Genomic DNA, 12,137 nt, shown 5'->3' with positions numbered 1-12,137 from the left:
CCTCAGCTGCTTTCCGGTTTTACAGAAATCGATCCCGTCTTTGTGTCTGCACTCAAACGCAGACGTGGGGAAGCTGCATCATTGGAAGTAAAGCGCAGCGATTTCTGAATAAAGTCTTTTTTCTCCTCGTGAATGTCGATATTGTTCAGGGAATAATTATAATTGCCGACATTTGTACGGAGGTGGCCTTCCGTCCGGATGTCAGGCGGAACGGTGACAAACACACTCCCCGTCGTCGCTGAAAGGGCAGCTCTCGCATCACGGCTTACATTCAGCAGCGCATCAATGGTACCGTTAACCGATTCTGCCTCCAGATCCCTGATATCCGACTGCAGTTCAATGGTACCGTTCATAGTCTTTATATCACCGATATCGATGCGGCCGCCTGTCACTTTGACCGGCCCGTTCACCGTTTCGAGATGGCACTTCATGATATCCGGCGAGTCGATCGTCAGGCTGCCGTTCACCGCTTTGGCGGAGAAGCTGTTCACTTTGACATCTTCCCCTTTCAGATGCCCGTTAAACGTGTACAGGTTCATGCTTTCATACGTCTGACGCGGCACATACAGCACCGCATTCACTTTCATCGTTTTCGTTCTCGTGTAAAAACGGAGGTGGGTATCGTCCACTTCAAATGCCGTTTCCTTCAGAAATTCCCGGCGCGCTTCTTCTTCGGTCCTGCTTTTGTAGACTTTGACGTCACATTCCAGTTTGACATCCGGCCTATCCCAGGGTTTCCATTCGAGCGAACCGTTTTCCAGAGAAATATCGAGGACGGTCTGCTCCACGTTGTTATGCTGGAACGTATGGTGGACTTCCTGGTACGGACCGAAATTAAAGTCCAGATCCAGCTCTTTTATTTTCCGGATCGCGCTGTCAATAAAATCAGAAAAACCGGTCGCTGTACCAGATGCACTGCTTCTTTCTTCCTGTTCCCATTCCGTGTAACGATCCGACCGGCTGTCCTCCTCCCGGTTGATGCGGGTGGACAAACTGGTTTCGGCGGAGGCGTCTCTGTTTTCCTCTTCCTCGCGCGGACGTGCCGGCTCCGGTTCAGAAACCGCACTGGCGCTGTCCCCATTCTGCTTTTCTCCGCCATCAGAATTCAACGCCTGCAGAAGTTTGGATCCATCTTCAGGTGAAATCTTCCCATCTTCCACCATTTTCAAGATCAGTTTGCGTTCTTCCTCCATCTTTGATCCCTTCCTTTTTTAGAATGTAAAGGGCACTGCGCAAACATACCAGCTTTCTATCCTTCTTCTACGAAAACGGTGCCTTGCCGGTTTCAGTTTTACCGGGAATGGATCGACGTTTCCCGCCGGCTTCTTTTTAAAAGGAGGAGGGTTCGGCTACCTGCTCCGCAGCTGCCATCCGGTCGGCCATCCGTTTCTGTTCCCGCTCCAGAATCGGTTTAAGGTAATAACCGGTATAAGAGCCGGCATCCTCCGCTACGGTTTCAGGGGCACCGGATGCTATAATCCGGCCGCCGCCGTCTCCTCCTTCCGGACCGAGATCGATAATATGATCCACCGTTTTTATCACGTCAAGATTATGCTCAATAATAATAACGGTATCCCCGTTATCCACGAGACGCTGAAGAACGTTCATCAACCGGTCAATATCGTCCACATGAAGACCGGTCGTCGGTTCATCCAGAATATAGAGAGACTTTCCTATTGAACGGCGCTGCAGCTGGCTGGCAAGCTTCACCCGCTGGGCTTCCCCGCCCGACAGTGTGGTCGCCTGCTGTCCGAGCGTGATATAACCAAGGCCGACGTCATACAGTGTCTGGATCTTCCGCTGGATTTTTGGAATGTTTTCGAAAAAGGCGAGCGCTTCTTCGACCGTCATCGCGAGCACATCCGCGATATTTTTACCTTTGTAGCGTATGTCCAGTGTATCGCGATTATACCTTGTGCCGCCGCATTCTTCGCAGGTGACGTAGACGTCCGGAAGAAAATGCATCTCGATCTTCAGAATGCCGTCTCCTTTGCATGCTTCACAGCGTCCGCCTTTCACGTTAAAGCTGAATCTCCCTTTCTTGTATCCTCGCGTTTTCGCTTCATTGGTCATCGCAAAAACGTCCCGGATGTCATCAAATACCCCCGTGTAGGTGGCCGGATTGGACCTCGGCGTACGGCCGATCGGCGACTGATCGATATCGACGACTTTTTCGAGCTGCTCAATCCCTTCCACCTTTTTGTGGGCGCCCGGTTTCTCTTTGCCGCGGTGCAGTTTCTGGGACAGGGTTTTATAGAGAATATCGTTGATCAATGTACTTTTGCCCGATCCGGAAACACCGGTCACCGCCGTTAACAGGCCGAGAGGGATCGAGGCGTTCACATTCTGAAGATTGTTCTCTCTGGCTCCCTTAATCTTCACCTGCCGTTTTTCCGGTTTGCGCCGCACAGCCGGCAGTGGAATGAATTTTTTCCCGGAAAGATACCGACCGGTGAGGGAGGTGTCGTCCTCTTTGACCTCCTCCGGCGTTCCTTCGGACACGACATAACCGCCGTGGACCCCGGCTCCCGGTCCAATGTCCACAATATGGTCGGCAGCGAGCATCGTGTCTTCATCATGTTCCACAACGATCAGTGTATTGCCGAGATCCCTCATTCGTTCCAGCGTCTGAATCAGACGGTTATTATCCCGTTGATGCAGCCCGATGGACGGTTCATCCAGAATATAGAGAACTCCCATCAGCGACGACCCGATCTGGGTGGCAAGACGGATGCGCTGTGCTTCCCCGCCCGACAGCGTTCCGGCGGAGCGGCTTAACGTTAAGTAATCCAGGCCGACATTAATCAAAAATCCAAGCCGTTCTTCAATTTCCCGCAGGATCAGCCGGGCGATGGTAAGCTCTTTTTCCGTCAACTCCAGCTCTTCAAAAAAGTTCTTGGCATCCTTGATTGAAAAGTCCGCCACCTGCCCGATATGACGCCCTGCCACCTTTACGGCCAGGCTTTCTTCGCGGAGCCGGTTTCCTTTACATGACGGGCAGTTCGTCCTGGCCATGTACTGTTCCATCTGTTCCCTGATAAAATCCGAAGATGTGCCGTAATACCGGCGTGATATGTTATTCAGCACCCCTTCAAAATAAATATTCCGTTCCGTGATCCCGCCCCGGTCATTCTCATACCGGAACGTCATACGCTCCTCACTGCTGCCGTACAAGAGCACGTCAAGCTTCTCTTTTGGCAGCTCTCTTACCGGAATATTCATATCAATGTCAAAATGGCGGCACACGGAAGCCAGAAGCTGCGGGTAATAGTTCGAGCTGGTCGGTTCCCATGCCGCAATCGCATGATCGTTCAACGTCCGGTCCCAGTCCGGAATGACAAGTTCCTCATCCACTTCCAGACGGCTTCCGATACCATCACAGGCAGGGCAGGCACCGAACGGGCTGTTGAATGAAAACAGACGGGGTTCCAGTTCTCCGATCGAAAATCCACAATGCGGGCAGGCATGATGCTGATTAAACAGCAGCTCTTCTCCGTCAATGACATCCGCCATGGCTTTGCCGCCGCTCAATTCCAGCGCGGTTTCCAGAGAATCTGCCAGTCTCGTTTCAATGCCTTCCTTAATCACAATCCGGTCGACAACCACTTCAATGTCATGTTTTTTATTTTTCTCCAGGTTGATCTCTTCACTGACTTCCCGCATCTCCCCGTCTACACGCACACGGACGAATCCTTTCTGCTTCAGGTCTTCGAGAAGTTTTACATGCTCTCCTTTACGCCCGGAAACGACAGGAGCGAGAATCTGCATCTTGGTCCGTTCCGGAAAATCCGTCATCCGGTCCACCATCTGCTGGACGGTCTGGGAGGAAATCTCGACGCCGTGTTTCGGGCATATCGGGCGTCCCACCCTTGCAAAAAGCAGGCGCAGGTAGTCATAGATTTCGGTGACCGTGCCGACGGTGGAACGCGGGTTACGGCTTGTCGTTTTCTGATCAATGGAGATGGCCGGAGAGAGCCCTTCAATTGAATCCACATCCGGCTTCTCCATCTGGCCGAGAAACTGACGCGCATAAGCGGACAGGGATTCCACGTAACGGCGCTGTCCTTCGGCGTAAATCGTATCAAACGCCAGAGAAGACTTCCCGGATCCTGAAAGTCCTGTCAGGACAACCAGTTTATCACGGGGAATGGTCACATCTATGTCTTTCAGGTTATGGGAGCGGGCTCCCTTGATCTGTAGATTTTCTACCGGCATGGTACGTCATCCTTCCGCTTTTAATTCAAGTAACATATCACGAAGTTCCGCCGCCCGTTCGAACTGGAGGTCTCTGGCGGCACTCTTCATTTCTTCTTCCATTTCGTCGATCACTTTCTGACGCTCTTTTTTGCTCATCTTATCCAGCGCCGGTTTATCGAAGTCTTCCTGCTCCTCGGAAGAGATCGTTGCCTGGATCAGTTCCGGAATGTCTTTCTGAATCGTTGTCGGTGTAATGCCGTGGGTGTCATTATATTCTTTCTGGATCGCCCGGCGCCGGTTTGTTTCCTCAATCGCAGTATTCATCGAGCGGGTCATCCTGTCGGCATACATGATCACATGGCCGTTTGCATTTCTCGCGGCACGCCCCATTGTCTGGATGAGGGACCGTTCAGCACGGAGAAAGCCTTCCTTATCGGCATCAAGAATGGCAACGAGGGATACTTCCGGAATATCGAGGCCTTCCCGGAGCAGGTTGATGCCGACGAGTACGTCAAATTCCCCTAGCCGCAGCTGCCGTACCACGTCAATCCGCTCCAGCGTTTTCACCTCGGAGTGAAGGTATTTGACGCGGATGCCGACTTCTTTTAAGTAGGAGGTTAAATCTTCGGCCATTTTTTTCGTCAGGGTTGTGACCAGCACCCGTTCTCCCCGCTCCCGACGCTCATGAATCCGGCCGATGAGATCGTCAATCTGGCCTTCAATCGGCTCCACTTCAATCGTTGGATCGAGCAGACCGGTCGGACGGATGATCTGTTCAATGACACCCGGTGAATGTTCCAGTTCATACGGTCCCGGTGTCGCCGATACGTATACAGCCTGCTGCAGCCGGTCTTCAAACTCCTCAAACTGCAGGGGCCGGTTGTCCATCGCCGAAGGCAGACGGAATCCGTGGTCCACCAGCACCTGCTTCCGGGCCCGGTCGCCTTTGTACATGCCGTTCACCTGCGGCAGGGTGACGTGTGATTCGTCGACAATCAACAGAAAGTCTTCCGGAAAAAAGTCCATCAGCGTATACGGGGATTCTCCGGGCTCCCGGAAGGTCAAATGGCGGGAATAGTTCTCGATCCCCGAACAGAATCCCATCTCCCGCATCATTTCAAGGTCATATTTCGTCCGCTGTTCAAGCCGCTGCGCTTCGAGTTCCCGGCCCTTGTCACGGAACGCCTGCAACTGCTCTTCCAGCTCTTTTTCAATGTTTTCGATGGCGCGCTTCATTTTCTCCTCACGCGTTACAAAGTGGGAAGCCGGAAAAACCGCCACATGCTGGCGTTCGCCGAGAATCTCCCCGGTCAGCGCATCCACTTCCGTAATCCGGTCAATCTCATCACCAAAAAACTCCACCCGGACACAGTGTTCATCCCGGGAGGCCGGGAAGATTTCCACAACGTCCCCGCGCACCCGGAAGGTACCGCGTACGAAATTGATGTCGTTGCGTTCATACTGGATATCGACAAGCTCCCGTAGCAGGGCATTGCGTTCCTTTTCCATATCCTTGCGGAGCGACAGAACAAGCTCCCGGTATTCTTCCGGAGAACCAAGGCCGTAAATACAGGAGACACTTGCCACAATAATCACGTCATTCCGTTCGAACAGTGCGCTTGTAGCCGAGTGCCGGAGCTTATCAATTTCATCGTTGATACTGGCATCTTTTTCTATATACATATCAGTCGAAGGGACATAGGCTTCCGGCTGGTAATAATCGTAGTAACTGACAAAATACTCTACGGCATTATTCGGAAACAGTTCCTTGAACTCATTATACAGCTGGCCGGCAAGTGTTTTGTTATGAGCCATCACGAGAGTAGGTTTATTGACACGCTGAATGACATTGGACATCGTAAATGTCTTTCCCGTTCCGGTAGCACCGAGCAGCGTCTGATGCCGCTGTCCCTGCTCGATCCCCCTCGTCAAAGCTTCCACCGCTTCCGGCTGGTCCCCCTGGGGGGAGTAGCCGGAAACGAGTTCGAACGTTTCGTTCATGGTTTTATCCCCCATTTTATCCACGAAGGTTTATTCCTTTTTTCGTCTATTACCGCTTATACATTATACCACATTTTCCATCAATTTAAACGGCTTATTCGAATATATGTTCGTTTTTGGGGAGGGAGGTGGGCAACCTGATCAGCGGACGTTCCGTTAAAACCACCTCGTCCTGCATGGTGGTCGTCGAGCTGGTCCACTATCAAACGGACATTGCCAATTAGTGTCTGATAGGAGGTGTCTACCGGATACCAACGAGCAGAAACAAGACAACAATGGTTCCTTGAGACTTCCCATAGCCACTTACTGAAAGCTCCAGCATTCCAGTGTCTTCTAAGAGAACTCTACAGGACACTACACCAAATCCCCGCTCCAGAACGGAGCGGGGATTTGGTGTCTCAGCCCTCCCGGCTGGAAGCCGGCAGATCATCATTTTCCTTGACCATCAGCACCCCGATTTCGTGGTGCTCATTATCATATACCGCAGACTGGACACGGCGCAGTTCACCGTTTGTGTCCATCACTTCCAGCCTGCAGTGCGCGGAATTTTTCTGGAGGGCATAGTAAAATTCTTTTTTCGTATGAACCGGGATATTATTTACTTTCATGATGGTTTCTCCGGCAGACATCCCCATCTTGGAAGCCGGGGATTCCGGAAGTACAGCCAGAATCTTGACCCCGAGGGGACTCGGCTGGAAATACGTCGGCTTGTTGTTCTCTTCTGAATGCTTCCATACCTGCAGGACTTCCCGCAGCACAAACACAGCAGCCGCGGTATAAAGAACAGCTTCAGGATACACGTAGGCAAGCGCCGCTCCTCCTCCGGCCAGCACACCAAGCAGAAACAGGCGCCGGCCCATCATGTTCAGCGCCGGCTGGGGCAGGGAGTGATAAACGGTATAATCCCCGCCGACAGCCAGCGGAAGCAGAAACAGCGCCAGGCCGCCGTCTCCGACAGGAAGCAGGGGCCACCAGGAAACGGCCTCCAGCATGCCGCCGGGAATAAACAGCACCGACGGAAGAAGCCAGACGCGGCGCATACGGTGCGCTCCAACCCACTTCCCACGGCTGCTCCTGACTGTCAGCGGAGAAGTAAAAAACGTACCGCTCCGGGAAACGAGAAAGCTTTCCAGTATAATCAGTACAGCCATCCAGATGAGCACCGACCGGTAATCGGATTCTCCCAGTGCCTGGAACCAGACGTCCACCCGGTCGTATCCCGTTTCCCAGGCAGGCAGGAATAGTGCCAGAAGTACCGCCGCGCTGACAGTGAAAGCCGGGGAGAGCCACTGCATCCTCCCGCTGATTAAGACGAGCCCGGTAACCAGGGAAAGCAGCACGAGAAAGGAAAACGGAACCGTCACACCGAGAAGGGCGGCCGCCGCCGATCCGGCAAGGCCGGCGGCCAATCCCGGAAGGAGCGGGGCGGTGACATCAAATGCCGCCCGGAACACTCTCGTGTGGAAAGACCGGCGCTCCCGGATCACTCTCCTCCATCCAAGAATCAGCATGACAACCGGAATCAAATATGTCAGCGGATGAGCGAAAAAACGCCCGATCCCATAAAGCAGTTCCCAGCCGATATCACCCATGCCGTTCCTCCTTTCCTTTGCAGCTGCCTTTTATCCCTGTGAACCGGAGATTTTGTCGTTCATTAACTCAAGGGCTTTGTTCAACTGCCTGTCATTCTCCCGGTTCTGGATCTTTTCCATGAGATCCTGGTTCATCCGGCCGGCTGTTTCTTCATCGATCGAACCGGTGACAGACAGGTCTTCTGTTTCCTCCTGGTAACTGCGCACCGCTTCTGCTGTCTGTTCAATAAAATACCCGTCGGTCCGCCCCGGATTATAGCCGAAAGCTTCAAGCATCGTCTGTGCGATTTTTACCTGTTCGCCGTTTGATTCTGTGCTCAGTTCCGCTTCCGGAGACAGGACAGCGGAATAAAAGTACTCCGGCTGCTTCACTTCAACCGTAGGTTTGACGCCTTTTTCGTTAATCCAGTTTCCGTCGGAGGTGAGCCATTTAAACATGGATAACTTCAGCTGGCTTCCATCCCCAAGCCTCTTCGTCTGCTGGACCGTTCCTTTTCCATATGTCGTCTGGCCGACGAGTTCATATTCTCCTGCCTCTTTCAGAGCGGAAGCAAGAATTTCAGAAGCAGATACACTGCCTTCATCAATTAAGCCGATGATGGGGTAGTCCTTTTTCTCCTCCAGCGTGGAAATCGATCGTGTCGTTTCTCCGTTCGGATCTTCAATCTGAACGATCGGCTCATCCCCCGGGATAACAAGATCTCCGATATCTTCCACACTGTTCAGGTAACCACCAGGATTGCCGCGCACATCAATCAACAGGCCGTCGATACCTTCTTTTTCAAGGGCCGTTAACTGCTCTTCAAACTCCTGCGCTGTATTTTCAGAAAAAGAGGTCAGTTCCAGTAGGCCGATTGTCTGACCGTTCTGTTCTATCGTGTCGGACGTCACCGTTTCAATTGGAATTTCGTCACGTACCACATCCACTTTAAACGGTTCCGACGAACCCTGACGCTGGATCGTCAATGTAACAGTGGTTCCTTTTTCCCCGCGGATTTTCAGAACGGTTTCATTTAATGTATCGCCTTCCGTGCTCTCTCCGTTCACCTCAAGAATCTGGTCATTTGGCTGCAGACCGGCTTCCTCTGCCGGGGATCCGCCGAACGGCGATACAATGGTCACCGTGTCATCGACCATACTAACTTCTGCACCGATCCCTTCAAAGGACGATTCCAGGGACTGGGAGAACTGGGAGGCCGTTTCTTCATCCATATAGGCGGAATGGGGGTCATCCAGCTCATCCACCATCCCTTTCAGTGCCCCTTCCCAGAGCGCTTCTTCATCCACATCCTTAATGTATTCTTCCTCAATCGTCTGATAAACCTGTTTCAGCTTCTCCATTTCATCCATGGATTCCTGCTGTTCTGTGTTTTTATCCTGGCCGGATATTCCGGAGGCGGCAGATGGACCGCTGTCCGTCTGTTCATTTATATTAATTCCGGCATATACGCCGCCGACTCCTGCTATAAGTACGGCACCGGTCACTACTGAAGCTAATTTCACTTTCCATTCCATATTTACACCTCAGCTCCATTATTAAAATCATTCCGGTTTAGACAGTTTTTTGATCGTCCCTTTTATTCTAGCATGAATCCGCGCATTCCAAAAATATATTTTCCTTTCTGCGGCGATCTGTCGATATTTCTTCTTATCCTTGTTTTCATGGATGTTTTCTTTTATCGTTTATGGTAACAAGGGCGAAGGAGGATCAGAATTGGCTCGTATATATATGGATTACAATGCAAGCACACCGACAGCTCCGGAGGTGAAAGAGCGAATCATGCGGGCGCTCGAGCACGGATACGGGAATCCTTCCGCTTCCCATTGGGCTGGATCTCCTGCTAAAGAAGAAGTGGAAAAAGCGCGCCGCCAGATCGCGGAACTCGTTCAAGCCGACCCCGGCGAAATCGTGTTTACAAGCGGAGGAACAGAATCAAACAATCATGTGCTGAAAGGGGTGTTCGAAGCCGCCGGATACCAAGGGCACATTATTACATCCAAAGCCGAACATCCTGCCGTTCAGGAACCATGCCGGTATCTGGAAAAACAGGGGGCACGTGTCACCCGGCTGGATACGGATGAATACGGTATGGTTCATCCGGAAAACGTAGAGGCCGCCATCCGGGAAGATACGATTCTCGTTTCCATTATGCACGCGAATAATGAAGTAGGAACGATTAATCCTATCCGCACTATTGCCGACGTGGCTCACCGTCATGATGTGCCGGTACATACTGATGCCGCCCAATCACTCGGAAAAATCCCCGTTCATGTCGAAGAACTGGGAGTGGATTACTTGACCATTGCCGGCCATAAACTGTATGCGCCAAAAGGGATTGGCGCGCTCTATATGAGAAACGGGCGTACGCTGCCGTCTTTCATGCATGGGGCCGGGCATGAGCAGGGGCGCCGGGCCGGTACGGAAAATGTTGTGCTTGCCGCTGCGCTTGGAGAAGCGTGCGAAAGCGCCCGCCACTTCCCTTTTTCAGAAGAGATCCTTCCGCTGCGCCGCCTTTTCTGGGAAGAACTGCAACAGATATCCGGCCGTGGTGTCGTCTTGAACGGACACCCTGCAGAGCGGCTGCCTAACACACTGCACGTCAGCTTTGCCGGAGCAACCGGAGCAGACATTCTTGATGGTATTCCCGATGTGGCCGCCTCCACAGGTTCGGCCTGCCACGCCGGAATGGTTGAGCTTTCTCCGGTCCTGAAGACAATGGGAGTGGATCCTGAAATAGGAAAGGGAGCCGTCCGTTTCAGTCTCGGCCGTTATTCCACAGAAGAGGAAATTCTCCGGACCGTCGAACTGCTCCGCCGTACAGTAACGACATAGGACTGTAGAAAGGATATTGATTGGGCCGGCGTCCCGTGCAAGGTGTCCATAAAAGGACGGAACGGGACATTTTCGAACCCGAGCCCGTCTCCTTTGTCCAGTATTCCCAGGTTATAGACATATTGGAGGAGGGATGCCCCAATAGTGTCTACTACTTTCGTTTTATGGACAGACCACTGCAATGATGTCTATAAAGAAAGAGAGAGCTGTCTTTTCTTTGAGACAGCTCTCTCTATTTTATGGCAGGTAATTTCTTGGATTAACGGCATTGGATTTGGCGCCGTTCCAAGGTCCTTCGTGCACCTCAAAATGAAGATGTTTACCATGTGATGCGCCGGTGTTCCCCATCATACCGATGTTTTCACCGCGGGGTACGCTCTCTCCGCTCGACACGTTAAGAGAGGACATGTGGCCATACAATGTTGTAAGCTGCTGTCCGTCCACCTGATGGGAAATCATGACAGTATTGCCGTAACCGTTGATATAGCCGGCTTTCACCACGGTACCACCTGCCGCTGCGACAATCGGAACGCTGGCACGGCCGCCGCCTCCGATATCAATACCAAAATGCATCCGCCCCCAGCGCTGTCCAAATTCGGACGTATAGGTTCCCGTTGTCGGCTTCATAAGCGTTCCACCGCTGTCTGTCGGGGTTTGCCCTGCACTTTGACCACCAGCGTTATTCTGCTCGTCGGCTTCATGCTGGCGCCGCTGTCGTTCTTTATAATTTTCAAGTTCCTGGCGGGCTGCTTCTTCCTGCTTCTGCAGAAGGTCTTCTTCGTCTTCCAGGGAAGTCAGTGTATCTTTAAGGCTGCTTTCCTCGTCTTCCAGACTTCCCAGTATGCTGCTCTTTTCCTCTCTGCGCTTCTCCTGTTCCGCCTTCAGTTCTTCCAGTTCCGCGAGGGAATCTTCAAGCGAGCTGCGCTGCTCTTCCACTTCTTTCTTTGCATCCTCGAGGTCATTCTGGTCCTTCATATGGGCTTCCAGAATTTCTTTATCCTGATCAGCGATCGTATTTAAGGCGGTCACCCGGTCCAGAAAATCACCGAAGCTCTTCGCGCCCATCAATACTTCCAGATAATCGACCGATCCGCCGTTTTTGTACATGGCATTGACGCGGTCTTTTAACAGCTCGTCCCGTTCTTCAATCCGCTTCTGAAGTTCATCGATCCGGGCTTCCAGCTCTTCAATACGCTGTTCCGTTTCATCGATTTCTTCTTCTTTATTCTGGATTTTTTCATTGGTATCGGTCAGATTTTTGTCCAGCTCACGGATCTCATCATTGATCTCCTGAATGTCTGCTTTCAATGCTTCGATTTCTTTCTGCGTTTCTTCCGAATCCGCCTCGTTGCTTTCCTGCTTCTCCTGAAGTTCATTGATCTTGGAGCGGAGTTCATCCCCGTCCGCCGCTGCTGCAGGGACGGAAACAGCGAATGCGATACCGGAAGCGGTCAATGCTGCAGCCAATGTCTTCATGAATCCCATCTTCATCCCGACAGTTCCTCCTCTATCTC

7 protein-coding genes are annotated in these 12,137 nt (G+C 52.1%); 1 reads left to right on the top strand and 6 read right to left on the bottom strand.

Going from position 1 to position 12,137, the window contains the following annotated elements; all coding sequences use genetic code 11:
- Positions 1–2: 2 nt before the first annotated feature.
- The 5 genes from ACW9JV_RS04010 to ACW9JV_RS03990 all read right to left on the bottom strand — a co-directional run bounded on the left by ACW9JV_RS04010 (position 3) and on the right by ACW9JV_RS03990 (position 9,305).
- Positions 3–1,193, bottom strand: coding sequence for a DUF4097 family beta strand repeat-containing protein (locus ACW9JV_RS04010; RefSeq protein ID WP_457331590.1), 1,191 nt, complete (start codon positions 1,191–1,193; stop codon positions 3–5).
- A 136-nt stretch (positions 1,194–1,329) separates the two neighbouring features.
- Positions 1,330–4,215 carry an excinuclease ABC subunit UvrA gene (gene uvrA, locus ACW9JV_RS04005; RefSeq protein WP_457331588.1) on the bottom strand — a complete coding sequence of 962 codons (2,886 nt, stop codon included), beginning with the start codon at positions 4,213–4,215 and terminating at the stop codon, positions 1,330–1,332.
- Between the two features lie 6 nt (positions 4,216–4,221).
- The gene (uvrB, locus tag ACW9JV_RS04000; protein ID WP_457331586.1) at positions 4,222–6,198 is read right to left on the bottom strand and encodes an excinuclease ABC subunit UvrB; all 1,977 of its coding nucleotides are present in this window, start codon (positions 6,196–6,198) and stop codon (positions 4,222–4,224) included.
- Between the two features lie 398 nt (positions 6,199–6,596).
- Positions 6,597–7,790, bottom strand: a complete 1,194-nt coding sequence (locus ACW9JV_RS03995; RefSeq protein ID WP_457331584.1) for a PDZ domain-containing protein — start codon at positions 7,788–7,790, stop codon at positions 6,597–6,599.
- Positions 7,791–7,820: 30 nt separating this feature from the next.
- Positions 7,821–9,305: a S41 family peptidase gene (locus ACW9JV_RS03990; RefSeq protein ID WP_457331582.1), complete on the bottom strand. Its 1,485-nt coding sequence runs from the start codon at positions 9,303–9,305 to the stop codon at positions 7,821–7,823.
- A gap of 199 nt (positions 9,306–9,504) precedes the next feature.
- Here ACW9JV_RS03990 and ACW9JV_RS03985 point away from each other — a divergent pair, with 199 nt between their 5' ends.
- The gene (locus ACW9JV_RS03985; RefSeq protein ID WP_457331580.1) at positions 9,505–10,623 is read left to right on the top strand and encodes a cysteine desulfurase family protein; all 1,119 of its coding nucleotides are present in this window, start codon (positions 9,505–9,507) and stop codon (positions 10,621–10,623) included.
- Between the two features lie 237 nt (positions 10,624–10,860).
- Here the strand turns inward: ACW9JV_RS03985 and ACW9JV_RS03980 are convergent, their stop codons facing one another.
- A complete protein-coding gene (locus ACW9JV_RS03980) occupies positions 10,861–12,114 on the bottom strand; it encodes a murein hydrolase activator EnvC family protein (protein ID WP_457331578.1) in 1,254 nt (417 codons plus the stop codon).
- Between the last annotated feature and the right edge of the window lie 23 nt (positions 12,115–12,137).

The sequence above is a fragment of the Salibacterium sp. K-3 genome, assembly GCF_054052005.1.
The sequence above is the reverse complement of the archived record's forward strand: the minus strand, read 5'-3'. Positions and strand labels throughout refer to the sequence as shown.

Coding starts and splice junctions, on each gene's coding strand:
- ACW9JV_RS03995 (WP_457331584.1), bottom strand. CDS start 7,790: ATGGGTGATATCGGCTGGGAACTGCTTTATGGGATCGGGCGTTTTTTC.
- ACW9JV_RS03990 (WP_457331582.1), bottom strand. CDS start 9,305: ATGGAATGGAAAGTGAAATTAGCTTCAGTAGTGACCGGTGCCGTACTT.
- ACW9JV_RS03980 (WP_457331578.1), bottom strand. CDS start 12,114: ATGAAGATGGGATTCATGAAGACATTGGCTGCAGCATTGACCGCTTCC.
- uvrA (WP_457331588.1), bottom strand. CDS start 4,215: ATGCCGGTAGAAAATCTACAGATCAAGGGAGCCCGCTCCCATAACCTG.
- uvrB (WP_457331586.1), bottom strand. CDS start 6,198: ATGAACGAAACGTTCGAACTCGTTTCCGGCTACTCCCCCCAGGGGGAC.
- ACW9JV_RS04010 (WP_457331590.1), bottom strand. CDS start 1,193: ATGGAGGAAGAACGCAAACTGATCTTGAAAATGGTGGAAGATGGGAAG.